Here is a 25967-nt window from a genome sequence, read left to right on the forward strand (position 1 = left end):
GGGGCCGACCTGGGAAAACGCCGTGCGAGGGCCTGTGGAAAAGACTTTCGTCGCGACTCCCCTACGGGCTTGTACTCCTCTGGTCGGAGAAGGATCGAGCCGTTGGGCTGACGACCGCTGTGGTGCACGCCACTACGGTCGTACCGTGACTGTGATCGCGACCGAAAGCCTCAGCAAGCGGTACCCCCGGGTGACCGCTCTTGACCGGCTCTCCCTGGACATCGGGCCCGGTGTGACCGGACTCGTGGGTGCCAACGGAGCCGGCAAGTCCACCATGATCAAGATCCTGCTCGGACTCGCCCCCGCCACGGAGGGCCGCGCCGAGGTGCTCGGCCTCGACGTCAGCACCTCCGGCGCCGAGATCCGCGAGCGGGTCGGATACATGCCCGAGCACGACTGCCTGCCCCCGGACGTCTCGGCCACCGAGTTCGTCGTCCACATGGCGCGGATGTCGGGCCTGCCCGCGACCGCCGCCCGGGAGCGGACCGCCGACACCCTCCGCCACGTCGGCCTGTACGAGGAGCGCTACCGCCCCATCGGCGGCTACTCGACGGGCATGAAGCAGCGGGTGAAGCTCGCGCAGGCCCTCGTCCACGACCCGAAGCTGGTCCTCCTCGACGAGCCGACGAACGGCCTCGACCCGGTCGGCCGCGACGAGATGCTCGGGCTGATCCGCCGCGTCTGGACCGACTTCGGCATCTCCGTCCTCGTGACCTCGCACCTCCTCGGCGAGCTGGAGCGCACCTGCGACCACGTCGTCGTCATCGACGGCGGGCGGCTGCTCCGCTCCAGCTCCACCAGCGACTTCACCCGGACCACCACGACGCTCGCGGTCGAGGTCACCGACTCCGACACCCACCCCGACGGCACGGCGGCGCTCCGCTCGGCCCTCACCGACGCGGGAGTCACCCTCCACGCGGGCGTGGAGGACGGCCTGCCCGGCGCCGGCCACATCCTGCTCCTGGAGGCGGCCGGCGAGGAGACGTACGACCTCGTGCGGGACACCGTCGCCGGTCTCGGCCTCGGTCTCGTCCGCATGGAGCAGCGCCGTCACCACATCGCCGAGGTCTTCCGGCCCGAGACGCCCCCGCGGCACGAGGAGGTGCCGGCCCGATGAGCACCCAGCTGCCCCACCCCTCCCAGGCCGCTCCCGACACGACGCAGATCCACAACATCGGCTACCGGTCGTACGGCGGACCGCGCCTCGGCCGGGCCTACGCGCGCCGGTCGCTCTTCTCGCAGTCCCTGCGCGGTGCCTACGGCCTCGGCCGCAGCGCCAAGTCGAAGGTGCTGCCGATGCTGCTCTTCGCGGTGATGTGCGTCCCGGCGCTGATCATCGTCGCGGTCGCCGTGGTCGGGAAGCAGTCCAAGCTCTCGATCGAGTACACCGAGTACGCGATCTACCTCCAGGTCGTCATCAGCATCTACCTGGCCTCGCAGGCGCCCCAGTCCGTATCCCGGGACCTCCGGTTCAGGACGGTGCCGCTGTACTTCTCCCGCCCGATCGAGCACGCGGACTACGTCCTCGCCAAGTTCGGCGCGATGGCCTCGGCGCTCTTCGTCCTCACCGCCTCGCCGCTGCTGATCCTCTGGATCGGCTCGCTGCTGGCCAAGATGGACTTCGCCGATCAGACGGCGATGTTCGGCCAGGGGCTCGTCTCGGTGGCGCTGCTCTCGCTGCTCTTCGGCGGCATAGGACTCGTCATGGCGGCCCTCACGCCGCGCCGGGGCTTCGGCGTCGCCGCCGTGATCGCCGTACTGACGGTCTCGTACGGCGCGGTCTCCACCCTCATGGGCATCGCCTACGCGACGGAGAACGAGGGCGCCATCCAGTGGCTCGGGCTCTTCTCGCCGATGACTCTCATCACCGGCGTGCAGACCGCCTTCCTCGGCGCGCCCAGCGCCTTCCCCGACGGCGCGGGCCCGGGCGCCGGTGTCGGCGTGATCTACGTGCTGGTCGTCCTCGCGCTCATCGCCGGCTCGTACGGCATCCTGATGCGCCGCTACCGAAAGGTCGGGCTGTGACCACGCTCCACATCGACCACGTCTCCCGCTGGTTCGGAAACGTCGTGGCCGTGAACGACGTCACGATGGCGGTGGGCCCTGGCGTCACCGGCCTCCTCGGCCCCAACGGCGCCGGAAAGTCCACCCTGATCAACATGATGGGCGGCTTCCTCGACCCCTCCACGGGCAGCGTCACGCTCGACGGACAGACGATCTGGGGGAACGAGTCCGTCTACCGCCAGATCGGTGTCGTCCCCGAGCGGGAGGCGATGTACGACTTCCTCACGGGCCGCGAGTTCGTCGTGGCCAACGCGGAGTTGCAGGGCCTCGGCGCCAAGGAGGCCCAGGAGGCCCTGGCCACGGTCGAGATGGAGTACGCCCAGGACCGAAAGATCTCCACGTACAGCAAGGGCATGCGGCAGCGCGTGAAGATGGCCTCGGCCCTCGTGCACCAGCCGTCCGTGCTCCTCCTGGACGAGCCGTTCAACGGCATGGACCCGCGTCAGCGCATGCAGTTGATGGACCTGCTGCGGCGGATGGGCGCGGAGGGACGCACCGTCCTGTTCTCCTCGCACATCCTGGAGGAGGTCGAGCAGCTCGCCTCGCACATCGAGGTGATCGTGGCCGGACGGCACGCGGCCTCCGGCGACTTCCGCAAGATCCGCCGGCTCATGACGGACCGGCCGCACCGCTATCTCGTCCGCTCCAGCGACGACCGGGCGCTGGCCGCCGCGCTCATCGCCGACCCGTCCACGGCCGGGATCGAGGTCGACCACGTGGAGGGCGGACTGCGCGTCCAGGCGGTGGACTTCGGGCGGTTCACGGAACTGCTGCCGAAGGTCGCCAAGGAGCGGGGGATCCGTCTCCTGACGGTCTCGCCCTCGGACGAGTCCCTCGAATCGGTCTTCTCGTACCTCGTCGCGGCCTGAAAGGAGTCTGACCGATGTACAACCCCACAGTCGCCCGGCTCACCTACCGGGCCCTCCTCGGCCGCCGGCGGGCGATGATCCTCTTCCTGCTCCCCGCCATGCTGGTGCTCATCGCCGCGGCGGTGCGCGGCTTCAACGGGGCGGACGACCAGGTCGCCGCCGATGTCCTGGGCGGCTTCGCGCTGGCCACGATGGTGCCGCTGATCGGAGTGATCGCGGGCACGGGCGCGATAGGGCCCGAGATCGACGACGGCTCGATCGTCTATCTGCTCTCCAAGCCGGTGAAGCGGCCCACGATCATCTTCACCAAGCTCATCGTGGCGATCGCCGTCACCATGGTCTTCTCGGCGGTGCCGACGCTGATCGCCGGCTTCATCCTCAACGGCAACGGCCAGCAGGTGGCGGTCGCGTACACGGTGGCGGCACTGGTGGCCTCCATCGCCTACAGCGCGCTGTTCCTGCTGCTCGGCACGGTCAGCCGGCACGCGGTGGTCATCGGGCTCGTCTACGCCCTGGTCTGGGAAACCCTCTTCGGCTCCCTGATCTCCGGCGCCAAGACCCTGAGCGTCCAGCAGTGGGCGCTCGCCCTCGCGGAGAAGGTCACCGGTGACGGCCTGATCGACTCCGAGGTCGGCCTCACCACGGCGACGGTGCTCCTCGTGGCGGTCACGGTCGCGGCGACCTGGTTCGCCGGCCACAAGCTGCGGACGCTGACCCTGGCGGGCGAGGAGTAGGACGACACGACGGCGGTACGGCTCCGAGGCTCGTCGCCCGGCCCCGGGAGCCCCCTCCCGGAGCCGTACCGCCACCCCCACTCCCCCACCGCACGCCCCCGGCCAGGTCCCGGACAGCGCGGTCCCGGACGGGTCGCCCCGGCCTGAGGCAGCGCGGCTCAGGCCAGGGCGGACCGGTCTGAGGCCGCGCACCACCGGCCAGGTCGGACCGGTCTCAGACCGTGCGGTTCCGGGCCGCCGGCAGGCCCACGGCGAGGGCCGCCGCGCAGACGCCCAGGACGAGCGAGACCGGCAGGTCCCAGGAGCCGGTGGCCTGGTGCAGGGCGCCGGCGGCCAGCGGGCCCGCCGCTGCGAGCAGATAGCCGACCGTCTGCGCCATCCCGGACAGCCGGGACGCGGTCACCGCGTCCCCCGAGCGCAGCACGATCAGCGTCAGGGCGAGGCCGAGCGCGCCACCCTGGCCGACCCCGAGCAGCGCCGCCCAGAGCCAGGCGCCCGCGACCGGCGCGACGAGCAGGCCGGCGTAACCGGCCGCGACCAGCGTCGTGACCAGGACGATCAAGGGGCGCTGGCTCCGCATCCGGCCGGCGAGCAGCGGCACGGCGAAGGCGCCCACGATCTGGGTGAGCGTATTGAAGGCGAAGATCACTCCGGCCGCGGAGCGGCTCATCCCGTGGTCGGTGAAGATCGTCGGCATCCAGGCGATCAGGACGTAGGACCAGAGCGACTGGCAGCCCATGAACAGGGTCACCTGCCAGGCCAGCGGTGAGCGCCAGACGCGCACCGGGCGGGCGCCGCCGGCCGGGGCGGCCCGTACCGCGTGGCCCGTACGGCCGCGGGCGATCAGTACCTGCGGCAGCCAGGCCAGGGCCGCGACCCCGGCGAGCAGCGACCAGAAGCCGAGCGAGGCCTCCCAGCCGCCGCCGAGAGCCTCCTCCAGCGGTACCGCGGCCGCGGCCGCCACCGTCGCGCCCGCGATCAGGGCGCCCGTGTAGACGGAGGTCATCGCCGCGGCCCGGTCCGGGAAGTCCCGCTTGATCAGGCCCGGCATCAGCACGTTGAGCAGGGCGATCGCCGTACCGACGAGGACCCCGCCGCCGTACAGCGCGTACACGGACGGCAGCACGCGCGCGAGGATGCCGACGGCGAGCAGGAGGAGCGCGGCGAACAGCACCCGCTCGGCGCCGAAGCGGCGCCCCAGCCACGGCGCGACCAGCGCGCCCACGCCCAGGCACAGCACGGGGACCGAGGTGACGAGCGAGCTCGCCGTCGAGGAGAGACCGAAGGCGGCGGAGATCTCGCCCACCAGGGGTGCCACGCTCGCCAGCGCGACCCGCATGTTCAGCGAGGCCAGCACGATGCCGATCAGGAGCACCGCCGGGTGCGCGAGCAGCGCCCGCCGGGCCGCGATGCCTCCGGCCGGCCGAAGGACCCCGGCCTCGGCGTCGACCAGCAGGCGAGCTGGTCCCACGGGTTCGACCAGCAGGCGGGCCGGGCCCTCGGGTTCGACCAGCAGGTCGGCCGCCGCTCCCTCGGCGCCGGCCGGCAGGAGGGCCGCCCCCTCGGTGCGGGGCCCGTCCGCCGTACGTATCTCCGTGCTCACCGGTTCCGGCCCGTCCCGTCCGTCAGCGCGGCGACCGTCTCCATCGGGAGTCGCAGCAGTTCCCGGGCCTGGCGCTCGGCCGCTTCCGGGTCGCCCGCCTCGACGGCCGCCACCAGCGCCTCGTGGGCGTCGATGTCGACCGGTGGCATCTCGCGGTCGCCGAGCGCCTCCACGAGCACCTCGTGCACCTGCGTGGAGAAGAAGCGGTAGACCTCGACGAAGGCCGCGTTGTGCGTCGCGCCCACGATCGCCAGATGGAAGGCGAGGTCCGCGTCCGCGTCCCGGTCGCCCTCCTCCCGCAGGGTGGTCAGGGCCGCCCGCAGCCGCAGCAGGTCGTGGGTGTCCCGGCGTACCGCGGCGAGCCGGGCGGCCTCCGCCTCCAGGGCGACCCGCAGTTCGAGCACGTCCGCCGCGCCCGCGTGGCGTACGCCGTGGAGCACGGCGGCCGGATCCGCGGTCGACCTGACGAAGGTGCCGTTGCCCTGACGGGACTCCAGGAGGCCGGCGTGGACGAGGACCCGGACGGCCTCCCGGACGGTGTTGCGGCCCACGCCGAGCTGCTGCGCGAGCTCGTGCTCGGTCGGGATGCGGTCGCCGACCGCCCACTCCCCGTCCGCGAGCTGCGCACGCAGCTGCTCCACGACGGAGTCCACCAGCGAGGTCCGTCCCGCCGCCTTGAGTGCCATGCTGTTCCGACCTCTCGATTCGCCCGGTTGCCCAGTCATCCTACAACTGAGCATTCGAGGGGCACCGGACTACTGTGGGGCCGTACGCGGACCGAACACCCTCACCACCCTCGGGAGTCAGTCATGTCAGACCGCTTCGACGTCGTCGTACTCGGAGCTGGCCCCGGCGGCTACGTCGCCGCCATCCGCGCCGCCCAGCTGGGCAAGCGGGTCGCGGTCGTCGAGGAGAAGTACTGGGGCGGTGTCTGCCTGAACGTCGGCTGCATCCCCACCAAGGCGCTGCTGCGCAACGCCGAACTCGCCCACATCTTCAACCACGAGGCCAAGACCTTCGGCATCAAGGTCGACGGCACCGTCACCTTCGACTACGGCGACGCCTACCGCCGCAGCCGCTCGGTCGCGGACGGCCGGGTCAAGGGCGTCCACTTCCTCATGAAGAAGAACGGGATCACCGAGTTCAACGGCCGGGGTACCTTCCTCGACGCGAACACCCTGCAGGTGGCCAAGGCGGACGGCACCTCGGAGACGATCACCTTCGACAACTGCATCATCGCCACCGGCGCGACCCCGCGGCTCCTGCCGGGCACCGCCCGCAGCGAGCGCGTCGTGTCGTACGAGGAGCAGATCCTCGCCGAGGACGCCCCGAAGTCGATCATCATCGCCGGCGCCGGCGCGATCGGCATCGAGTTCGCGTACGTGCTGAACAACTACGGCACCAAGGTCACGATCGTCGAGTTCCTCGACCGGATCGCCCCGCTGGAGGACGAAGAGGTCTCCAAGGAGCTGGCGAAGCAGTACCGCAAGCTCGGCATCGACGTCCTGACCTCCACCCGCGTCGAGGCCATCGACGAGTCCGGCCCGCAGGTCCGCGTCACCGTCACCGGCAAGGACGGCGTCCAGAAGGTCCTTGAGGCCGACAAGGTCCTCCAGGCCATCGGCTTCGCCCCGAACGTCACCGGCTACGGCCTGGAGGCCACCGGTGTCGCGCTGACCGAGCGCGGCGCGATCGACGTCGACGGCCGCTGCCGCACCTCCGTGCCGCACATCTACGCCATCGGCGACGTCACCGCGAAGCTGATGCTCGCGCACACCGCCGAGGCCATGGGCGTCATCGCGGCCGAGACCATCGGGGACGCCGAGACGATGGAGCTCGACTACCCGATGATCCCGCGCGCGACCTACTGCCAGCCGCAGATCGCCAGCTTCGGCTGGACCGAGGCGCAGGCCCGCGAGAAGGGCTTCGACGTCAAGGTCGCCAAGTTCCCGTTCGTGGCGAACGGCAAGGCGCACGGCCTCGGCGACGCCACCGGGTTCGTCAAGATCATCGCCGACGCGAAGTACGGCGAGATCATCGGCGCCCACCTGATCGGTCCCGACGTCACCGAGCTGCTGCCCGAGCTGACGCTGGCCCAGCAGTGGGACCTCACGGTCCACGAGGTCGCGAGGAACGTCCACGCGCACCCGACGCTGGGCGAGGCCGTGAAGGAAGCGATCCACGGCATTGCCGGACACATGATCAATTTCTGAGGTTTCTCCCACCTTGGGGTGATAGGCACTGAAAGGTGCCGAATAAAATCCCTCCGGGGAGCCACCCCTCACCGGGCAACGACACCTCTCCAGGTGGCGAGAGCCTTCCGGGTGGCGAACCGTCCCGACCGATCCGGTCGTGGGTGTGTTCGTCACCCGGTACGCATGTCTGGCTGCTGGTCATCGCGATCACCAGCCTCGTCATCGCGCTCTCCCCGGACGGTCTGGAGACCTATCTCCTCCACCGCAACAGCTCCAACCTCTACCAGCTCGCGCACCACCCGATGCGGGCCCTGCTCGGCAGCGCGTTCTGGATCGAGAACCCGGCCGACCTGGTGCTCTACGCGCTCCTCTTCGAGATCTTCCACGCCCCCGTGGAGCGGTGGCTGGGCACACCGAAGTGGCTTCTCACCGTCGCCCTGGCGCACATCGCGGCGACCCTCATCAGCCAGCAGGTCGTCCTGGTGGCCATCCGGGACCACGACGTGCCGCGCAGCATGGCGCACGTCGTCGACATCGGGGTCAGCTACGGGCTCGCCGCCGCGGCGGGCATCCTGACCTACCGGCTGCCCCGCCCCTGGCGCTGGTTCTACCTCGCGGGAGCGGTCGCCTTCTTCCTCGTACCGCTCGTGACGGGCCGCACGTACACCGACCTCGGGCACGCCATCTCGCTGGCGATCGGTCTCGCCTGCTATCCGCTCACCCGCGGAAAACCAGTCGCTCACGAACAGCGACCCGGCGCACACTAGTCGTGCGGGGGAAACGGGGGATCTCCCGGAAGCGGCCGCTTCGAGCGCGTGGGCATGCGTCCGCGCGAGGCCGTGAACGTCGAAGGCCCGCTCCCTCAGGGGAGCGGGCCTTCTTCGGTGTCCAGGAAGCCTTCGGTGTCCAGGAGGCTCAGGCGGACAGGAGGCTCAGGCGGACAGCAGGCGTTCCAGGACGACCGCGATGCCGTCGTCCTCGTTCGACGAGGTCACCTCGTCCGCCACCGCCCGCAGCTCCTCGTGCGCGTTGCCCATCGCCACGCCGTGGGCGGCCCAGGCGAACATCGGGATGTCGTTGGGCATGTCGCCGAAGGCGATCGTCTCCGCGGCCTTCACACCCAGCCGGCGCGCGGCCAGGGAGAGCCCCGTCGCCTTGCTCAGGCCGAGCGGGAGGATCTCCACGACCCCCGGTCCCGCCATGACGATGTCCACGAGCCCGCCGACCGTGTCGCGGGCGATCCGCGTCAGTTCGTCGTCGCTCAGCGTCGGGTGCTGGAGGTAGAGCTTGGTCAGCGGCGCCGCCCACAGCTCCGCCGGGTCCTCGTAGGGGACGTACGGCAGGCGCCCCTCGTGGACCTGGTAGCCGGGGCCCATCAGGACCTCGCCCTCCAGGCCGTCGCGGCTGGCGGCCAGCGAGAGCGGGCCGACCTCCGCCTCGATCTTGGAGAGGGCGAGCCCCGCGAGCTGCCGGTCCAGGGTCAGCGAGGTCAGCAGCCGGTGCTCACCGGCGTGGTAGACCTGCGCGCCCTGTCCGCAGACCGCGATCCCCTCGTAGCCGAGGTCGTCGAGGATGTGCCGGGTCCAGGGCACCGCCCGGCCGGTGACGACGATGTGCGCGGCACCCGCCTCGGTCACGGCGGCGAGCGCGTCCCGCGTGCGGTCCGAGACCGACTCGTCGGCGCGCAGCAGCGTGCCGTCGAGGTCCGTCGCCACCAGGCGGTAGGGGAAGGGGCTCACTTGGCGATCGGCTCCAGGACCTCGCGCCCGCCCAGGTACGGCCGGAGCAGCTCCGGCACCCGGACCGAACCGTCGGCCAGCTGGTGGTTCTCCAGGATCGCCACGATCGTGCGCGGTACGGCGCACAGCGTGCCGTTCAGGGTGGCCAGCGGCTGCACGGTCTTCTTGCCGCCCTGCTCGTCGCGCATGCGGACGGAGAGGCGGCGGGCCTGGAAGCTGTTGCAGTTCGAGGCGGAGGTCAGCTCGCGGTACTTGCCCTGGGTCGGGATCCAGGCCTCGCAGTCGAACTTGCGGGAGGCGGAGGAGCCGAGGTCACCGGTGGCGACGTCGATGACCTGGAACGGCAGCTCCAGGCCGGTCAGCCACTGCTTCTCCCAGTCCAGGAGCCGCTTGTGCTCGTTCTCCGCGTCCTCGGGCGCGACGTACGAGAACATCTCGACCTTGTCGAACTGGTGGACGCGGAAGATGCCGCGGGTGTCCTTGCCGTACGTGCCGGCCTCGCGGCGGAAGCAGGGCGAGAAGCCCGCGTACCGCAGCGGCAGCTTGTCGGCGTCGATGATCTCGTCCATGTGGTACGCGGCGAGCGGCACCTCGGACGTACCGACGAGGTAGTAGTCGTCCTTCTCCAGGTGGTACACGTTCTCCGCGGCCTGGCCGAGGAAGCCGGTGCCCTCCATGGCGCGCGGGCGGACCAGCGCCGGGGTCAGCATCGGGATGAAGCCGGCCTCGGTGGCCTGGGCGATCGCCGCGTTGACCAGGGCGAGCTCCAGGAGGGCGCCCACGCCGGTCAGGTAGTAGAAGCGCGAGCCGGAGACCTTGGCGCCCCGCTCGACGTCGATGGCGCCGAGTGCCTCGCCCAGCTCCAGGTGGTCCTTGGGCTCGAAGCCCTCGGCCGCGAAGTCGCGGATGGTGCCGTGCGTCTCCAGGACGACGAAGTCCTCCTCGCCGCCGACCGGGACGTCCGTGTGGACGATGTTCCCGAACTGGAGCAGGAGCCGCTTGGCCGTCTCGTCGGCCTCGTTCTGCTCGGCCTCGGCGGCCTTGACGTCGGTCTTGAGCTGCTCCGCCTTCTGCAGGAGCTCGGCGCGCTCCTCGGGGGTGGCCCTGGGGATCAGCTTGCCGAGCGCCTTCTGCTCGGATCGGAGCTCGTCGAAGCGGACGCCGGACGACCTGCGCCGTTCATCGGCGGAGAGCAGGGCGTCGACGAGCGCGACGTCCTCTCCACGGGCGCGCTGGGAGGCGCGAACACGGTCGGGGTCCTCACGGAGCAGGCGAAGGTCAATCACCCCACCAGGCTACCGGTGCCCGCTTGCGCGACCCCACCGGATAACGTCACGCGTGTTGTTTTGCCCGAATTGGGGCCCTGGGAAAGATGGCCGGCGAGGCGCCGCATTCAGTTATCCACAGGCTGTGTGGAAGTTCTGTGGATTACGGGGAAGACCGTGCGGATTCCCCGCCCCGGGCCTGGCAATTCCGTGATCAAACACCATTTGCCCACTCATTTGGGTGGGAATTACTCGCTCCAAAGAGTTGATTTCGGGAATGGCGGTGACGAGGGCGTCCTCGGTGCACTGTGAACGGATGTGGAGTGAGTGGGCCGATTTGTCGACCATGTCGGACTGTGATGTCGACTTGTCCCCAGGTCGAGCCGAGCCCTGTGGATAACCTCTGTGGGTAACTGAAAAGTATGCAGGTAGGACTAGTTGTTCGTACCTGTGGACGACCGCCCCCGGCGGCGGGAGCGGTCGGTCAGTATCGGGTCAGGCCCGACCGTCCTGGGCCCTCGCCAGCCAGTCGGAGGCCGCCATGAACTCCCCGTCCGAAGTCCCGCGCCGCAGCGCCGCCACGTCCTCGACCTCGACGCCCGCCCTCGGGTACGAGCCGAGGAAGCGGACCTTGGGGCAGATCCGCTTGAGCCCCATCAGCGCCTCGCCCACGCGGCGGTCCGAGATATGGCCCTCGGCGTCCACGGCGAAGCAGTAGTTCCCGATCCCCGCTCCCGTGGGACGGGACTGGATCAGCATCAGGTTCACGCCGCGCACCGCGAATTCCTGGAGCAGTTCGAGGAGGGCACCCGGATGATCGTCACCCAGCCACAGCACCACGGACGTCTTGTCCGCACCGGTCGGAGCCGCCGGACGGGCCGGCCGGCCCACGAGCACGAACCGGGTCTCGGCGTTCTCGGCGTCGTGGATCTCGGTGACCAGCGGCTCGAGACCGTACGTCGCCGCCGCGAACTCACCCGCGAAAGCGGCGTCGAAGCGGCCCTCCTGGACCAGCCGGGCGCCGTCCGCGTTGGACGCCGCCGACTCCCACACCGCCTCGGGCAGGTGCGCCCGCAGCCAGTTCCTGACCTGCGGCTGGGCCACCGGGTGGCCGGTGACGGTCTTGATCCCCGACAGCTTGGTCCCGGGCCGCACGAGCAGCGCGAAGGCGATCGGCAGCAGCACCTCGCGGTAGATCATCAGCGGCTCGCCGGAGGCGAGCTCGTCCAGGGTCGCGGTCACCCCGCCCTCGACCGAGTTCTCGATCGGTACGAGCGCGGCGGCGGCCTCCCCGTTCCGTACGGCGTCGAGCGCGGCCGGGACCGAGACCATCGGGACGAGCTCCCGCGTCGCGGCCTCGGGCAGCGTGCGCAGCGCGGCCTCGGTGAAGGTGCCCTCGGGGCCGAGATACGTGTACCGGGTGGCGGACATACCGTCACCCTAATGGTCGCCGGTGGCCCGGGCCGCCCGCCCGAGCCACCTGCTCGAACGGGGTTACGACTCCAGAAGCCGCTGTCCCACGTACTCGCCCTCGGCGGGTCCGCCCGGGACCGCGAAGAGGCCGCTGGACTCGTGGCGGATGAAGGTGGACAGCGCGTCGCCCCGGTCGAGCTTGCGCTGCACCGGGACGAAGCCCCGGAGCGGGTCGGCCTGCCAGCAGACGAAGAGCAGCCCGGCGTCCGGCGTCCCGTCCGGCCCGATCCCGTCGTGGAAGGAGAAGGGCCTGCGCAGCATCGCCGCACCGCCGTTCTGTTCGGGGGCGGAGATCCGGGAGTGGGCGTTGTCCGGGATCACCGCCTTCCCGTCCGGCCCGAGCTTGTTCAGGTCGAGTTCGGTGGTCTCGCTGCCGCCCGTGAGCGGGGCGCCGTCGGACTTCCGGCGGCCGATCACCTTCTCCTGCCGGTCCAGCGGCAGCTTCTCCCAGTCGTCGAGCAGCATCCGGATCCGCCGCACCACCGCGTACGAACCGTCGGCCATCCACTCCCGGACACCACTGGCACCCGAGGGGACGAAGATCCGCCGGTCGAAGTCGGCGTCGGTGGGCTTCGGATTGCCCGTCCCGTCGACCTGGCCCATGAGGTTGCGCGCAGTCATCGGCTTCGCGGTGGCACCGGCCGAGCGGTTGAAGCCGTTCATCTGCCAGCGCACCCGCGCCGCGTCGCCCGCGTCCTTCTGCAGGGCCCGCAGCGCGTGGAAGGCGACGAGGGCGTCATCGGCACCGATCTGCACCCACAAGTCGCCCTCGGAGCGCCGGGGGTCCAGGGCGTCGGAGGAGAAGGCGGGCAGCGGGTCGAGCTCGGAGGGCCGGAGCGGGACGAGTCCGGTGCGGTCGAAGAAGGTACGGCCGAAGCCGAAGGTGACCGTGAGGGAGGAGGGACCGGCGTCGAGCGCGATGCCCGTGTCCTCGGCCGGGGGCTTCCCCGCCATCAGCTCCTTCGCCGTGGCCGACCAGCGGCGCATCAGGGCGACGGCCTCCTTGCGGCCGGCGCCCGGAGCGAGGTCGAAGGCGATCAGATGGCCGCGGGACTGGAGAGGGGTGGTGATGCCGGCCTGATGTTTCCCGTGAAACCTCACCTCGGTCGCGCCGACGGTGGTCAGGGCCTGCGGGCCGCCGGCGCCGGCGGCGGAGCCGGAATCCCCGCCCGACACGGCCCCGGCGATGCCGGCGCCGCCGGCCGCGCCGATGACGAGTCCGGCCGCGCCCGCCGCGCCGACGGTGCCGAGCAGGCGCCGCCGGGAGATCTCTACGTTGTCGCTCTCGGTCACGAGGGTCAGCCGATCTTCACGTTCTTGTCGATGGTGGTCTGGTCGATGTCGGAGGTGCGGACGGTCACCTGGATCTTCCACTCCCCGGGCATCGGGATCTGGACGCCGCTCGCGCTCCAGTGTCCGGTCTGGATGCGGTCGGGGGCGACGGGCAGCGGGCCGACGTCCTTGGCCTCCAAGGTGAAGGCGACCTTGATCTCGGGCACGTCCAGCGGCTTGCCGTTGGGGCGCTCGACGAAGAGGTGGAGCGCGTTGGCCCCGGTGCGACCGGGGTCGAGGCTGAGACGGACGACGCCCTTGCCGTCGACGCCGCCGGTGTCGAAGGGCAGCCGGATGTCGACGGGCCGGTCGGGTACGGCGGCCGAGCCGGAGGTGGAGCCGGTCCGGCCGGCCTCCTCCTCGGTGCGGCCCGGCTCGGTGGAGGTGAGGACGGTGGTCACGGCGAGGAGGACGACGGCGACGGCGGCCTCGGTCAGCACCGAGCGGCGCAGACCGGCCCGCTCGGGGTCGGCGTCGCGCTCCCGCTTGCGCCGGGCGGTGGCGACGGCGGCCCGCTGCCGGGCGAGCTGGGCGGCCCGCTCGGGGTCGGGCTCGGGGTCGGGCTCGGAGTCGGATGTGGTGTCGGATGTGGTGTCGGGTGTGGCGTCGGCGTCGGAGTTGGCGTCGGCCTCGGCGTTGGCATCTGCGTCGCGGTCGGCGCGGTCGGCGCGGACGGCCACGAGAGCCTCCGCCTCGCCCGCCTCGCCCGCCTGGCTCGCCTCGTCCGCCTGGCTCGCCTTCTCCGGCTCGCCCGCGTCCTCCGTCGCGTCCGGCTCCTCGGTACGTGTCGGGTCGGCGAGGCGCTGGGTCCAGCGGCGCGAGACCCAGGCGATGCCGAGGAGCACGGCCATCAGACCGATCTTGACGAGCAGCAGCTGCCCGTAGCGGGTGTCGGTCAGCGCGGACCAGGAGCCGACCTGGCGCCAGGACTGGTAGACACCGGTCGCCACGAGGACGACGACGGAGCCGAAGGCGACCTTCGAGAAGCGTTCGACCGCCGAGCGTTCCACGGAGGGAGCCCGGTAGAGGGCGACGAGCAGCACCGTGAGTCCGCCCAGCCAGGCGGCGACGGCGAGCAGGTGCAGGATGTCGACGGGCATGGCGATGCCGGGCTGGATTCCGGTCGAGGCGTGTTCCGCCAGCGCCCAGGTACCGGCGATCCCGGCCGCGACGACGGTGCCGCCGAGGCCGAGTCCGAAGGCGAGGTCCTTCTTCTCCTTCGGGTCGGTGCGCCGGGCGTAGGCGCCGAAGAGGACGGCGACGAAGAGCGCGGCGGCGCCGAGCAGCAGCAGACGGGAGGTGAGCGCGGCCCCGGTCTTGGTCTCCAGGACGGACTTCAGGCCCGCCAGGTCGAAGGCGTCGGAGAGCTCGCCGGAGCCGGTGTACGGGTTGCGCAGGAGCAGCATCACCAGCGTGGCGCCGGTGAGGGTCAGCCAGCCCCGGACCACGGTCCGCTGGACCGGGCGGACGCTCGCGCCGCGCGGCCAGCAGGCCAGGACGAAGGCGGCGCCGCCGACGAGGACGGCGAAGGAGGCGTACGAGAGGTAGCGCGCGATGCCGTAGAGGGCGCCGACGAGTCCGCCGCCGGCGTTCGGCTCGGGCAGGGCGACGGAGGTGGCGGAGGGGGCGCCGATGGAGAAGGTGAAGGCGCCGGCGATCGGGTGGCTGTCGGCCGAGACGGTCTGCCAGGCCACGGTGTACGTGCCGTCCGGCAGTCCGGCGCGGAGCCCGACTCCGTACCGGACGACGGAGCCGCTGCACAGGTCGCGTATCTCGCCGGTGTCGGCGCGACGTCCCGCCGGGTCGAGGACCCGGATCGAGTCGGCGCTCATGGCGACCTGCTCGGAGAAGGTCAGGTTGACCTCCCTGGGAGCGGTGGCGACCACCGCCCCGTCCTTCGGGTCGCTTCCGGTGAGCGCCGCGTGCGCGGAGGCGGGGGCGGCGCCGGCGAGCAGCGTGCCGAGCAGCGCGGCCGCGAGGATCAGCAGCCGGGCGACGGCGGTGCCGAGGCGCGGGGCGGTGGTTGTCATCTCTGGGTCACTCCGTCAACGAGCTCAGTGCTGCTGCGGGTTGTGGGTGGCGGCCTCGACGGGAACGTCGACCTTGATGGGGTCGGCCTTCTCGAAGTGGAGCTCGATGCTGACCTTCTCGCCCTGCTTGGGCTTCTTCTTCAGCTCCATGAACATGATGTGGTTGCCACCGCGTTCGAGGGAGAGCTTGCCGTTCGCGGGGATGTCGAAGGACTTCACCTCCTGCATCTTCTGGTTCTTCGTCTCGTGGATCGTGACGTCGTCCGAGATGGAGCTGGTGACGGAGGTGAGCTTGTCCGCCGTGTCGCTGTCGTTGGTGATGGTGAGGAAGCCACCGGCCATGTCCATCACCGGCTGGGGCATGAACGCGCCGCTGACCTTCAGCTCGGGCTTGTCGCTGTCGGACGAACACCCCGTCAGCGCGAGCGAGGCGGCGAGCGCCACGGCGGCGGTCAGGGCGGTGGTGCGGCGGTTCACGGGTTCTCCCCCTTGATGAGCTTCGGCAGGTCCTTGGCGTAGTCCTCGATGGTCGTGTCCTCGCCGTACAGGACGTAGCCCTGGTCGGTGGTGGGCGAGAAGGCGATCACCTGGGCGCCGTGCATGGAGACGACCGAGCCGTTCTTCTCCTTCTTCGGCGGGTCGATGCCGATGCCGATCTGGCGGGCGCCCGCCTGGATCGCGGAGAACTCGCCGGTGAGACCGGTGAAGGAGGGGTCGCCGGCGGCGGGCAGCCACTTGGCGAGCTCGGCGGAGGTGTCCCGCTCGGGGTCGGTGGTGACGAAGACGACCTGGAGCTTGTCCTGGTCGGCCTTGGGGAGCTGCTTCTTGGCGATGGCGATGTTGCTCATCGTCATGGGGCAGACGTCGGGGCAGTGCGTGTAGCCGAAGTAGATGAGCGTCGGCTTGCCCTTGGTCCGCTCACGCAGGTCGTACTTCTGGCCCTTGGTGTCGGTGAGGACGAGCGCGGGCTTGATGAACGGCCGGTCGAGGACGGTGGCCGCCTTGGTGGAGTCGCTGCCGCCGGAGATCTCGGCGACCGAGCTGGAGCCCGAGCCGGAGGTCTTGTCGTCGTTGCCGCCGAGGCCGACGGCCGCGGTGATGCCGAGCGCGGCGACGATCGCGACCGCGGCGACGATCAGCGGGGTGCGCCGCCCGGGGCGGTCGGTGCCGCCCTCGGGCCGCGGGGTGGGTGTCTTCTCTGCAGACATGGTGTTTGTTCGGATTCTCTCGGAGTGCGTGGGGTGGGGTGCGGCCGTCAGGCCGAGCGGCGGCGGCCGGCGAGGACACCGAAGGCGACGCCGGCGATGCCGACGAGGATGCCGATGACGCCGAGGATCCGGGCCGTGGTGTCGGAGGAAGAGGAAGAAGAGGAGGTGGCGGCCGTCTTCTCCTCGTGGCCGCCGGCCTTGTCGTCGTGCCCGCTCTTCGCATCCGTGGTGGCGGAGGCGGACGGCGTGGCGGCGCCGCCGCCGTGGTGGTCGGCGCTCGCGGCGGAGAGCTTCAGGACGGGGGCCGGGTTCTGCGGCTCGTCCGCGCCCTCCTTCGGCTCCTCGATCCAGCGCACGACCTCCTTGTTGTCGTACGTCTGGATGGCCTTGAGCACGAGCTGGTCCGTGTCCTCGGGCAGCCGGCCGAGGGAGAGCGGGAACTGCTGGAACTGGCCGGGGCCGATCTTCGAGCCGTCGGCGGTCCAGGTGACCTTGGAGACGGCCTCGTTGATCTTCTTGCCGTGCAGCTCCAGGGGCTTGCTGAGCTTGCTCTTCGTCACCTCGGCCTTCCAGCCGGGGACGGGCTGCGGCATGACGGAGGCCAGCGGGTGGTCGAGCGGGAAGTTGACCTCCAGCTTCACGGTGGAGGCGTTGTCGCGCTCGTTCGGGACCTTGATGTTGACGGTCGCGTAGCCGCCCTTGGCGGCCTCGCCCTGCGGCTGCACGCTGACGTGCGCGAAGGCCGTGCCGGACAGCAGCACGACGGAGGAGAGGGCGATGCCGCCGGCGAGGGCGACACGGGTGGCGGCGCCGTGCGAAGCGGTGCGACGGGAAACGCTCATGGCAGAAGACACTCCAGCTCGGAGGAGGACGGCGGGATCCGGCGCGCCGAGGGGGCGTACCCCTGCTGAGGCGTGCGGACGTACGCGGCCCGCTCCTGGTGAGCGGTCCGCGTCAGGCTGCGAGGACGCAGTCGGCGGCCGGCGGGCCGCGCCTGATCACCGTGTCCCCGAGCACCTCGGTCACCGGTGTCGGCGAGGTGTCGAAGGCCGTACGGGCGGGCTGTCGGGGTCCGCTGTGCGGGGCCGAGGACAGTCCGGCGAGCAGGTTCCGGACGAGGCGGAGCGCGGCCCGCAGCGAGCGCACGAGGGCGTACTCGGCGAGCTCCGTCGCGCCCTGTTCGGAGAGTTGTACGAGCCGGACGAGGGCGCGGTCGCCGCGGCGCAGCAGCCAGCCCGTGGCGAGGGCGGCGAGCAGGTGGCCGAGGAGCATGGGCAGGCCGGGCAGCAGCCCGCCGGTCGGTGCCGCCGCGGCCGTCGCGTGACCCAGGTGGGTGTGGGCGGCGGCGGGGTCGAGCCCGGCGTCGGTGACGATCCTGGCGGCGTCGGCGGGGCTGAGGGCCCCGGTGCCCGCGCCGCAGACCAGCTTGGCGGCCATCCGTACGAGGGCGTCGTCGGCCTGTTGGCTCAGCGCGAGTTGGCGCTGTCCGAGGCTGAAGAGGGTGTGCAGGCCGAGCTGCCCGCCCGCGAGTGCGCCGACGACGAAGGCGAGGGAGCGTTCGCGTCCGGTGAAGAGGACGGTGATCCCGAAGACGCCGAGGAAGCCGGCGAGGAGGGTCCACAGGGCGATCCCCGCACAGGCGGCGAGGGTGTGTCCCAGCGCGGACAGCACGACGCAGACCGCGGTGAACACCGCGGCCCTCAGCAGCCGTGGAGCGAGCGCGGGGGCAGTCATGGCGGGCCCATCATCGCACCAGGGGCACCTGCGCCATGAGGCAGGTCCGGAAGGTCGTTCTTGGGGGTCTTCGGGCTGACATACACCGGGGTACCGGGGTGGTGCATCCGCCGAACGAGCGCTCTTGTCGGCTTCGGGGGCTTACGAAGGGGTCCGTCCGGCAATAGGTATCGGTATGTCGAGCCGCTGCCTGGAGGCTGGAGCATGAGCATCTGGTGGTCACTGCATCTGCGCCGCGAGGCTGCGAGCGTGCCGCTGGCCCGTCGGCTTCTGCTGGGCACGATGGAGACGGCGGGTGTCGATCCCGACGTGTCGTACGAGCTCTCGGTCGCGCTGACCGAGGCCTGTGCGAACGCGGTCGAGCACGGCGGTGGCGGCGAGCCCGGAGGGACGGGCAGGGCGTACCGGGTGACGGCGTACCTGGACGGCGAGACCTGTCGTATCGAGGTGGCGGACTCGGGTCCGGGCTTCCCCGGCGCGGGTCCCGGCCACTTCGGTCCCGGCCGCGCCGGTGCCGAGTCGGCTCCGGCGCCGACGGCCCCCTCGGACGACGCCGAGCACGGCCGGGGTATGCGCCTGATCGAGGAGCTCGCCGACCACGTCCAGTTCGGCAACCGCTCCGGCCGGGGCGGCGCGGTGGTCAGCTTCGACAAGATGCTGAAGTGGAAGGACGGTCCGTCCCTGCTGATGGTGTGAGCCTCCACGCAGGTGCGTACGGACTTCCTCCACGCAGATGCGTACGGACACCCGCCGCCACCCAGGCACGTACGGACACGGGGAAGGGCCCCCGCCGGTCGGTCGGCGGGGGCCCTTCGTCTCCAACGTACGCGTACGCGCGCAGGTCAGCCCTTCAGTCCGGCCATCCAGGCCTCGACCTCGTCCGAACGGCGCGGCAGCGCGTCCGAGAGGTTCACGTTCCCGTCCTCGGTGACGAGGATGTCGTCCTCGATCCGGACGCCGATGCCGCGGTACTCCTCCGGCACGGTCAGGTCGTCGGCCTGGAAGTACAGCCCCGGCTCGACGGTCAGGCACATGCCCGGCGCGAGGGTCGTGTCGACGTACGCCTCGGTGCGCGCGGCGGCGCAGTCGTGGACGTCCATGCCGAGCATGTGACCGGTGCCGTGCAGGGTCCAGCGGCGCTGGAGGCCGAGCTCCAGGACGCGCTCGACCGGGCCCTCGACGAGGCCCCACTCGACGAGCTTCTCGGTGAGGACGCGCTGGGCGGCGTCGTGGAAGTCGCGGTAGGCGGCGCCGGGCTTCACCGCGGCGATGCCGGCCTCCTGAGCCTCGTACACGGCGTCGTAGATCTTGCGCTGGAGCTCGGTGTACCGGCCGTTGATCGGCAGGGTGCGGGTGATGTCCGCGGTGTACAGCTCGGTGGTCTCCACGCCGGCGTCGAGCAGCAGCAGGTCGCCGGAGCGGACGTCGCCGTCGTTGCGCACCCAGTGCAGGGTGGTGGCGTGCGGGCCGGCGGCGCAGATGGAGCCGTAGCCGATGTCGTTGCCCTCGACGCGGGCGCGCAGGAAGAAGGTGCCCTCGATGTAGCGCTCGCTGGTCGCCTCGGCCTTGTCGAGGACCTTGACGACGTCCTCGAAGCCGCGGGCGGTGGCGTCGCAGGCCTTCCTGAGCTCGGCGATCTCGAAGTCGTCCTTGATGAGACGGGCCTCGGAGAGGTAGACGCGCAGCTCCTCGTCGCGCTCGGCGGTGACCTTGTCGGTCAGCGCGGCCTCGATGCCGGCGTCGTGGCCGCGGACGGCGCGGACGGGGCCCGTGGCCTCCTTGAGCGCGGCGGCGAGCTCGCGGACGTCCTTCGCGGGGACGCCGAGGAGCTGCTCGGCCTCGGTGAGGGAGTGGCGGCGGCCGACCCACAGCTCGCCCTGGCCGTCGAGCCAGAACTCGCCGTTCTCGCGGTCGGAGCGGGGCAGCAGGTAGATCGTCGCCTCGTGGCCGCTCTTCACCGGCTCCAGGACGAGGACGCCGTCCTGGGTCTGGTCGCCGGTGAGGTACGCGTACTCGGTGGAGGCGCGGAAGCCGTACTCGGTGTCGTTCGACCGGGTCTTCAGCTTCCCGGCCGGGATCACCAGGCGCTCGCCCGGGAAGCGGGCGGAGAGCGCGGCGCGGCGCGCGGCGGTCTTCTCGGCCTGGGCGATGGGCGCCAGGTCGTGCAGCTCGGTGTCGGCCCAGCCGGACTTCATGTTCTCGGCGAGCTCGTCGGACACGCCCGGGTACAGGCCGTTCTTCCGCTGCTTGATCGCCTGCTCTTCGGTCGTCTCTTCCGGGGTCTCCGGCGTGAGCTCCTCGGCCACGGGTCTGCCTCCTCTTGGTACGACACTGAACCCCCACCATCGTACGGTCGTACGGAAGGGGGCCCAGGGCCGGAAGGCCTATTACCGGAGCGTCACGTTCCGCTCACGCGCGCGTGCCGCAGAGCCCACTCGGAGCAGGCGACGAGAGAGCCCACTCGAAGGGGGGCGGCGCGAGAGCTCACCCGAAGTGGGGGCGAGAGCTCACTCGAACCGGGCGGCGAGCAGGACCACGTCCTCCTCGTCGTCGGCGGTGCCGAGCCCTTCGGGCAGCAGGGTCCGCAGGACGTGGTCGGCGATCGCGCCCGGGTCGCCCCGGTCTGCCTTCGGCACGCCTGCGGCGGCCGCGTGGAGCCGGGCGAAGGCCCGGTCCATGGGGTCGCCGGTCCGGCGGAGCAGCCCGTCCGTGTAGAGAAGCACCGTTTCTCCCGGGGCGGGAGACAGCTCGACGCTCGGCGCCTCCCAGCAGGAGAGCATCCCGAGGGGAGCGGAGAGCGAGGTCTCCACGTACTCGGTGCGGTGGTCGCCGATGATCAGCGGCGGGGCGTGTCCGGCTCCGGCGAGGACGATCCGGCGCTGCGCGGGCTCGGCGTACGCGAAGAGCGCGGTCGCCGAGCGGGCCGGCTCGGTGAGCCGGAGCAGCAGCTCCAGGTCGGAGAGGACGGCGACGGGGTCCTCGCCCTCCATCACCGCGTACGCCCGGAGCGAGGCGCGCAGCCGGCCCATGGCGGCGAGCGCGCTGGGCCCGGTCCCGGAGACGGAGCCGACGGCGAGCCCGAGCGCGCCCTCGGGCAGCGGCAGGGCGTCGTACCAGTCGCCGCCGCCGCGGGGGCCGGTGCGGTGGCGGGCGGCCAGCTGGACGCCGGGGACCCGGGGGAGACGGCTGGGGAGCAGCTCCTCCGCGATGGTGGAGACCTGGGCGCGGGCGCGCTCGACCTGGAGCAGCCGCGCGAGGTGTTCGGTGGCGAAGCGGCCGTAGAGCCCGATGAGGTGGCGCTGGCGCTCGGAGGGCTCGGCGGGCTCGTCGTAGAGCCAGACTGCCGCGCCCAGCCGGCCGGCCTCCGCGGTGGCGAGGGGGAGGGCGTAGCTGGCGGCGTAGCCGAGGCGGGCGGCGACCTCGCGGTGGCGCGGGTCGAGGCCCTCCTCCGTACGGACGTCGGGGATGGCGATCGGATCGGGGACGCGGGCCGGGTCGGCGGGATCGGGGAGGCCGTCGAGGAGGCGGCCGTAGCTGGTCGCGCCGCGCGGGACGGTCTCGATGGTTCCGAGCTCCGCGTGGGCGAGCCCGAGGCCGATGGTGGTGGCGGGGCCGAGGCCGTCGGCGGGTTCGAGGACGGCCATGCCGCGGCGGGCGCCGACGAGCGCGGCGCCGGCGCCGAGGACCTCGGGGAGGGCCTCGTCGAGGGAAGAGGTCCTGATGAGGCGCTCGGTGAGTTCGTGGAGGGTGGTGAGGTCGGAGACCCAGCCGGCCAGCCGGTCCTGGATCAGCGCGCCGGGCGGCAGGGCCGCGTCGGCGGGCGTCGCCGCCGCGGGTACCCCGGGAAGGGGCGCCGTAGTGTGCGGTGGGTGGGGAACCGTGGAATCGATTCCGGCCACTTTCGGCATGTGTGGGGCGCTCATGTCAGTCGGCTTTCCGACCGGTGCGTTTGACGCCATAGCATCGCAAACCCCCATGTCATTCTGCGCCGCTCGATGCATCCACATGTACACGCACTGGAGGAGCGATGTCCAGCATTGTCCCCATGGGACTTGTGGTGTCCGTGAGGTTGGACGCAGGGGTTGAAGTGCGCGGGAAGTTGGCCGAAAATTGCCCTCGGTGTGCACCTTTTGCGGTCGACTGGCGTCGTTTGAAAGCGCGTCATTCGGAGCGTGCTGGGTACGTAATCGATGACAGGCAGGGGCAGTTGGAGCTGCCCCGGAACGTGCCGCGGAACCCCGGCGTCTTTAGTTCCGCAGGCCGCAGCCCGTCCCCCAGTGGCGGGGAACGTGTTCTGACCCGGCTTGGATCTGGCACCGATACGGAACGACCCGGCTCGACCTGGTTCCGACCTGGCTCCACCTGGTTCTGACCTGCTCCACCGGTTCCTACCTGGCTCCACCGGTTCCTGACCTGGCTCCACCCGGTTACCACCTGGCTCGACCCGGTTTCTCCCTGGCTCCACCTGGTTCATACCTGGCCGTCGGCCCCGCTTCGGCGCGGGGCGTGACGCCATCGACCTGGTACGCGCTGATACGCACAGTGAAGAGATCTGCACATGGTGTGATGTGGATTCGGCGTTCAACGGAAAGGAACGAGCGCTCATGCGCGAGATCCTCGGAAGGCGACGCAGGCTCCGGTTCCGGCGCAAGGCGAGGACCGCCCGGCTCGAAGCGGCGGTCACCTTCGCGGTCGAGTGGGACTGGCCCGTCCTCCCGGGCGTGGGCCTGAAGACGACGACCCGTACGGCCGCGCGGGCGGCCTGTGCCTGCCCCGACCCCGAGTGCGCGGTGCCCGGTGCGCACCCGTACGACCCCGGGCTGCTCGCGGCCACCACCGACGAGCGGATGATCCGCTGGTGGTGGACCAGGCGCCCGGACGCCCCGGTGGTGCTCGCCACGGGCGGCGGCGCGCCCTGCGCGGTGAGCCTGCCCGCGGTGGCGGGGGCCCGGGCGCTGGCCGCGCTCGACGCGACGGGCATGCGGCTCGGCCCGGTGGTGGCGACCCCGACGCGGTGGTCGATCCTGGTCGCCCCGTACGGCCTCGAACGGCTGGGCGAGCTGCTGTACGCGAAGGACAGCGTGCCCAGTTCGCTGCGGTTCCACGGCGAGGGCGGCTATCTGCTGCTGCCGCCCTCGGTCGCGGGGAGCGGGCAGGTGCGGTGGGAGCGGGCGCCGCTCGCGGGCTCGGCCCGGCCGTGGCTGCCGGACGTGGAGGCGGTGGTGGACGCCCTGGTCGAGGCGAGCACGGGCGCACCGGGCGGCGGGAGCCGGCTGACGTACTGACGGCTGGTGCTCGGTGCTCGGTGGCCTGATGGCTGGTGCCCGGTGGTCGACGGCCGGTGCTCGGCGGTTGACGGCCGGTGGCCGGCCTGGTGGCCGGTGGGCGGCGGGTCGTTCACCCGAACGGGTGTGTCCGGGGCCGACTTGCAGGGAAAACGGGCGTGCGGCCGACCGGGCGCCCGTCGACCGCCGATATGTTCGCCCCACCGGTCGAAGATCCCGGGCGAAAGAGCAGGTGGGTCGCATGAGTCCGGTGATGAGCCCGGCGAAGCTCCGCATGATCGGACTCGGCACCGCCGTCGCGGTCGCCGTCCTGCTGCCGATCGTCGCGGTGGCGGGCCCGACGGGGCCGACGGGTGATCCCGTACGGCCGGCCGGCTCGGGCGACGCGAAGCCCGGGAACGGGGATGGGGACAAGGACCTGCTGTCGGGCCTGGGGCTCGGCCCCCGCACTCCGGCCCCTCCCGGCGTCGGTCCTGCCGCCGGCCCCGCTCAGGCCCCCGCTCCTGGCGCCCCCTCCGTCGCTCCGGCCTCTCCCGTCGCTCCGGGCGGCGCGGATGCGCCATCCGCTCCGGAGCGGATCACGAACTGTGGGCCGGAACTCGCCTCTCCCGAGGGGGTCGAGGCACAGACCTGCGTCCTGTCCGAAGGGCCCGACATCTGGGCGCGTACGTACTACCGGAACGCGACGGGCCAGGAACTCGACGCGTTCCTCACTCTGATGGCGCCCGGCGGGCGGACCGTACAAGTGCGTTGCCCGGTCATGGCGCAGGACGAACCGGGAAGCTGTGAAACGCCCAGGGAGCGCGGTCGGGGCACGGCCACGGCGTATACGGCAGTGGCGGAATTCGCGGGGACCGGCGAGGGGGACAACACCCCGCTGTTGCTGCGATCGGGCAGCAACACGACAGACACCGAAGGAAGTTGAGCGCCGGACGCCCCGGCACGGCCTGGGGCGGGCATGGAAACGCCCGGTCGCTGGCGACGGGGGATGCACCAGCGACCGGGCTTCCAGAACGGTAACAAGAGATCTGCTGTTCGCAAATTCGATCTCAGTTATTCGGACAGGGAATTACTGCCCGTAGACCGGGCTGTGGTGGAAGTCACCGACTGGCCGGTCTGTCAGTCACCGATACCACCCGGGGTATCAGCTGAGAGTCACCTGACGGTTCGTGAGGCCGCCGCGCGCCCGGCGCTCATCGGCGGTGAGCGGAGCGTCCGAGGCCAGCGCCCCGGCGAGCCGCTCGGCGAACTCGGCGGCCGGCTTCTCGCACTCCTCGGCGGTCATGGAGGTCGGCAGGTCCCACACCGGCACCATCAGGCCGTGGGCGCGGAAGGAGCCGACGAGCCGGGTGTCCGGGCCGAGGGAGGTGCCCTCGCCGGCCTGGAGACGGGCGAGCGCGTCGAGGAGCTTCTCCTCCGGGTACGGCATGACCCAGCGCAGGTGGTTCTTGTCCGGGGTCTCGCACCAGTACGCGGAGTCGACACCGGTCAGCTTGACGGTCGGGATCGCGGCGGCGTTGGCCCGCTCCAGGGAGGCGGCGACCTCGGGGTCGGCGCCCTCCGCGGACTGCGGGATCCAGAACTCGAAGCCCGAGTGGACCTCCGGGGCGAACGGCGCGTCCGCGTCGAGCAGCTCCTGCAGGCGGGGGCCCTCGGCCGGCACGCGGCGCGGCGGAACCGGGGTGCCCGGCTCGGTCGCCAGGGCGCGCTGCAGGGTGTCGGCGAGGTCGCGGGCGAGGTCACCGGAGGAGGAGTCGTTCTGCAGGGCGAGCAGGACGGAGCCGTCGTCGCGGCGCAGCGCCGGCCACGCCATCGGCAGCACGGTCGCGAGCGTCACGGACGGCACGCCCTCGGGCAGCCCGCCCTTCAGGGTGAGCGGCACGGTGGCGGCGGGCACCAGCTCGCGGAGCGCGACCCAGTCGCACTCGCCGGGCAGGCCCTCGAAGGGGCGCTGCACGAGCTCGGTCACGGCGTGCGCGGCGGTCCGGCCGTGACACGCCTTGTAGCGGCGGCCCGAGCCGCACGGGCACGGCTCGCGCGCGCCGACGACCGGGATCTCCCCGCTCGTGACCTGTGCCTGGCCGGCCTTGCCGGCCTTCGTCTGGGGGCGCTTCTTGGCCATGGTGTGGCTTTCTCCCGATCGCGGCGGTGCTGTGTGCGTGCTGTATCGGGCGCGAGCCTAGCCGTACCGGGCACCCCGGGCCCTCAGGCGGGGCGCGGCCCTGCCGGAGGTACGCCGGACCTGAAACGGGCGACGGTCCCTGTCCGCATCGTCGTACGCACGTCGGGAAACCGTCGACCGTCTCCGTCCGGTTCGGCCCACGGGCGTACGCGGTCGGGAAACGGACGCGGGCGTGCGGTTCGGCGTACGCCGGTCGGGAAACGGCCCACGGTCGCCGTCCGGTTCGGCCCACGGCGGTCGGGAAACGGCCCACG

23 protein-coding genes are annotated in these 25967 nt (G+C 71.6%); 9 read left to right on the forward strand and 14 right to left on the reverse strand.

What is annotated here, in order from left to right; genetic code table 11:
• The first annotated feature begins 151 nt into the window (after positions 1–151).
• From OG361_RS20555 to OG361_RS20570, 4 genes are read left to right on the forward strand one after another with little or no spacing between them, the layout of a single operon-like run.
• On the forward strand, positions 152–1117 hold the full coding sequence (locus OG361_RS20555) for an ABC transporter ATP-binding protein (protein ID WP_405862358.1): 966 nt from the start codon (positions 152–154) through the stop codon (positions 1115–1117).
• Complete coding sequence (locus OG361_RS20560; RefSeq protein ID WP_405855580.1) at positions 1114–2025, forward strand: ABC transporter permease; 912 nt, start codon at positions 1114–1116, stop codon at positions 2023–2025. Before OG361_RS20555 ends, OG361_RS20560 begins: the two co-directional genes overlap by 4 nt.
• Complete coding sequence (locus OG361_RS20565) at positions 2022–2933, forward strand: ABC transporter ATP-binding protein (RefSeq protein ID WP_405855582.1); 912 nt, start codon at positions 2022–2024, stop codon at positions 2931–2933. Before OG361_RS20560 ends, OG361_RS20565 begins: the two co-directional genes overlap by 4 nt.
• Positions 2934–2947: 14 nt before the next feature.
• Positions 2948–3667: an ABC transporter permease gene (locus OG361_RS20570; protein ID WP_405855584.1), complete on the forward strand. Its 720-nt coding sequence runs from the start codon at positions 2948–2950 to the stop codon at positions 3665–3667.
• 214 nt (positions 3668–3881) lie between these two features.
• Here OG361_RS20570 and OG361_RS20575 read toward each other — a convergent pair whose 3' ends face one another.
• Both OG361_RS20575 and OG361_RS20580 read right to left on the reverse strand, forming a co-directional pair.
• On the reverse strand, positions 3882–5120 hold the full coding sequence (locus OG361_RS20575; RefSeq protein WP_405862360.1) for a CynX/NimT family MFS transporter: 1239 nt from the start codon (positions 5118–5120) through the stop codon (positions 3882–3884).
• 146 nt (positions 5121–5266) lie between these two features.
• Positions 5267–5956: a FadR/GntR family transcriptional regulator gene (locus tag OG361_RS20580; RefSeq protein WP_405855586.1), complete on the reverse strand. Its 690-nt coding sequence runs from the start codon at positions 5954–5956 to the stop codon at positions 5267–5269.
• Between the two features lie 123 nt (positions 5957–6079).
• Here OG361_RS20580 and lpdA point away from each other — a divergent pair, with 123 nt between their 5' ends.
• Together lpdA and OG361_RS20590 are read left to right on the forward strand one after the other, a co-directional pair.
• Positions 6080–7483 carry a dihydrolipoyl dehydrogenase gene (gene lpdA, locus OG361_RS20585; RefSeq protein ID WP_405855588.1) on the forward strand — a complete coding sequence of 468 codons (1404 nt, stop codon included), beginning with the start codon at positions 6080–6082 and terminating at the stop codon, positions 7481–7483.
• Between the two features lie 143 nt (positions 7484–7626).
• A complete protein-coding gene (locus OG361_RS20590) occupies positions 7627–8232 on the forward strand; it encodes a rhomboid-like protein (protein WP_405855590.1) in 606 nt (201 codons plus the stop codon).
• A gap of 165 nt (positions 8233–8397) precedes the next feature.
• On the opposite strand, the gene OG361_RS20595 is transcribed toward OG361_RS20590, so the two are convergent.
• The 9 genes from OG361_RS20595 to OG361_RS20635 all read right to left on the reverse strand — a co-directional run bounded on the left by OG361_RS20595 (position 8398) and on the right by OG361_RS20635 (position 18246).
• A complete protein-coding gene (locus OG361_RS20595) occupies positions 8398–9204 on the reverse strand; it encodes an HAD family hydrolase (protein WP_384569129.1) in 807 nt (268 codons plus the stop codon).
• Positions 9201–10490 carry a serine--tRNA ligase gene (gene serS / locus OG361_RS20600; RefSeq protein WP_405855592.1) on the reverse strand — a complete coding sequence of 430 codons (1290 nt, stop codon included), beginning with the start codon at positions 10488–10490 and terminating at the stop codon, positions 9201–9203. Before serS ends, OG361_RS20595 begins: the two co-directional genes overlap by 4 nt.
• 474 nt (positions 10491–10964) lie before the next feature.
• Complete coding sequence (pheA, locus tag OG361_RS20605; protein WP_405855594.1) at positions 10965–11900, reverse strand: prephenate dehydratase; 936 nt, start codon at positions 11898–11900, stop codon at positions 10965–10967.
• A 63-nt stretch (positions 11901–11963) separates the two neighbouring features.
• The gene (gene efeB, locus OG361_RS20610) at positions 11964–13235 is read right to left on the reverse strand and encodes an iron uptake transporter deferrochelatase/peroxidase subunit (RefSeq protein WP_405855596.1); all 1272 of its coding nucleotides are present in this window, start codon (positions 13233–13235) and stop codon (positions 11964–11966) included.
• A 5-nt stretch (positions 13236–13240) separates the two neighbouring features.
• The gene (locus tag OG361_RS20615) at positions 13241–15304 is read right to left on the reverse strand and encodes a copper resistance CopC/CopD family protein (protein WP_405855598.1); all 2064 of its coding nucleotides are present in this window, start codon (positions 15302–15304) and stop codon (positions 13241–13243) included.
• 24 nt (positions 15305–15328) lie between these two features.
• Positions 15329–15781 (reverse strand): copper chaperone PCu(A)C, encoded by a 453-nt coding sequence (locus OG361_RS20620; RefSeq protein ID WP_384569114.1) that lies wholly within the window; start codon positions 15779–15781, stop codon positions 15329–15331.
• A complete protein-coding gene (locus OG361_RS20625; RefSeq protein WP_384569111.1) occupies positions 15778–16512 on the reverse strand; it encodes an SCO family protein in 735 nt (244 codons plus the stop codon). The genes OG361_RS20620 and OG361_RS20625 overlap by 4 nt, the downstream gene beginning before the upstream one ends.
• A gap of 47 nt (positions 16513–16559) precedes the next feature.
• On the reverse strand, positions 16560–17354 hold the full coding sequence (locus tag OG361_RS20630; protein WP_405855601.1) for a YcnI family protein: 795 nt from the start codon (positions 17352–17354) through the stop codon (positions 16560–16562).
• 112 nt (positions 17355–17466) lie between these two features.
• A complete protein-coding gene (locus OG361_RS20635) occupies positions 17467–18246 on the reverse strand; it encodes a hypothetical protein (protein ID WP_405855603.1) in 780 nt (259 codons plus the stop codon).
• A 204-nt stretch (positions 18247–18450) separates the two neighbouring features.
• Between OG361_RS20635 and OG361_RS20640 the strand changes: the two genes are divergently transcribed.
• Positions 18451–18942 carry an ATP-binding protein gene (locus OG361_RS20640; RefSeq protein ID WP_405855605.1) on the forward strand — a complete coding sequence of 164 codons (492 nt, stop codon included), beginning with the start codon at positions 18451–18453 and terminating at the stop codon, positions 18940–18942.
• Positions 18943–19088: 146 nt separating this feature from the next.
• Here the strand turns inward: OG361_RS20640 and OG361_RS20645 are convergent, their stop codons facing one another.
• Both OG361_RS20645 and OG361_RS20650 read right to left on the reverse strand, forming a co-directional pair.
• Positions 19089–20552, reverse strand: coding sequence for an aminopeptidase P family protein (locus OG361_RS20645; protein ID WP_405855607.1), 1464 nt, complete (start codon positions 20550–20552; stop codon positions 19089–19091).
• A 201-nt stretch (positions 20553–20753) separates the two neighbouring features.
• Positions 20754–22205: a PP2C family protein-serine/threonine phosphatase gene (locus tag OG361_RS20650; RefSeq protein WP_405855609.1), complete on the reverse strand. Its 1452-nt coding sequence runs from the start codon at positions 22203–22205 to the stop codon at positions 20754–20756.
• A gap of 645 nt (positions 22206–22850) precedes the next feature.
• Here OG361_RS20650 and OG361_RS20655 point away from each other — a divergent pair.
• Positions 22851–23531: a bifunctional DNA primase/polymerase gene (locus tag OG361_RS20655; protein WP_384569094.1), complete on the forward strand. Its 681-nt coding sequence runs from the start codon at positions 22851–22853 to the stop codon at positions 23529–23531.
• A 241-nt stretch (positions 23532–23772) separates the two neighbouring features.
• A complete protein-coding gene (locus OG361_RS20660; RefSeq protein ID WP_405855612.1) occupies positions 23773–24456 on the forward strand; it encodes a hypothetical protein in 684 nt (227 codons plus the stop codon).
• A 219-nt stretch (positions 24457–24675) separates the two neighbouring features.
• Here OG361_RS20660 and OG361_RS20665 read toward each other — a convergent pair whose 3' ends face one another.
• On the reverse strand, positions 24676–25653 hold the full coding sequence (locus OG361_RS20665; RefSeq protein ID WP_405855614.1) for a DUF5926 family protein: 978 nt from the start codon (positions 25651–25653) through the stop codon (positions 24676–24678).
• Positions 25654–25967: the final 314 nt, after the last annotated feature.

The organism is Streptomyces sp. NBC_00090 (assembly GCF_045160815.1).
Classification (GTDB): Bacteria; Actinomycetota; Actinomycetes; order Streptomycetales; family Streptomycetaceae; genus Streptomyces.

Bases quoted from the DNA above. Each gene is read 5' to 3' on its own strand.
- OG361_RS20560 (WP_405855580.1), top strand. From the start codon at position 1,114: ATGAGCACCCAGCTGCCCCACCCCTCCCAGGCCGCTCCCGACACGACG.
- OG361_RS20570 (WP_405855584.1), top strand. From the start codon at position 2,948: ATGTACAACCCCACAGTCGCCCGGCTCACCTACCGGGCCCTCCTCGGC.
- OG361_RS20580 (WP_405855586.1), bottom strand. From the start codon at position 5,956: ATGGCACTCAAGGCGGCGGGACGGACCTCGCTGGTGGACTCCGTCGTG.
- lpdA (WP_405855588.1), top strand. From the start codon at position 6,080: ATGTCAGACCGCTTCGACGTCGTCGTACTCGGAGCTGGCCCCGGCGGC.
- pheA (WP_405855594.1), bottom strand. From the start codon at position 11,900: ATGTCCGCCACCCGGTACACGTATCTCGGCCCCGAGGGCACCTTCACC.
- OG361_RS20615 (WP_405855598.1), bottom strand. From the start codon at position 15,304: ATGACAACCACCGCCCCGCGCCTCGGCACCGCCGTCGCCCGGCTGCTG.
- OG361_RS20625 (WP_384569111.1), bottom strand. From the start codon at position 16,512: ATGTCTGCAGAGAAGACACCCACCCCGCGGCCCGAGGGCGGCACCGAC.
- OG361_RS20630 (WP_405855601.1), bottom strand. From the start codon at position 17,354: ATGAGCGTTTCCCGTCGCACCGCTTCGCACGGCGCCGCCACCCGTGTC.
- OG361_RS20635 (WP_405855603.1), bottom strand. From the start codon at position 18,246: ATGACTGCCCCCGCGCTCGCTCCACGGCTGCTGAGGGCCGCGGTGTTC.
- OG361_RS20640 (WP_405855605.1), top strand. From the start codon at position 18,451: ATGAGCATCTGGTGGTCACTGCATCTGCGCCGCGAGGCTGCGAGCGTG.
- OG361_RS20650 (WP_405855609.1), bottom strand. From the start codon at position 22,205: ATGGCGTCAAACGCACCGGTCGGAAAGCCGACTGACATGAGCGCCCCA.
- OG361_RS20655 (WP_384569094.1), top strand. From the start codon at position 22,851: ATGCGCGAGATCCTCGGAAGGCGACGCAGGCTCCGGTTCCGGCGCAAG.
- OG361_RS20660 (WP_405855612.1), top strand. From the start codon at position 23,773: ATGAGTCCGGTGATGAGCCCGGCGAAGCTCCGCATGATCGGACTCGGC.
- OG361_RS20665 (WP_405855614.1), bottom strand. From the start codon at position 25,653: ATGGCCAAGAAGCGCCCCCAGACGAAGGCCGGCAAGGCCGGCCAGGCA.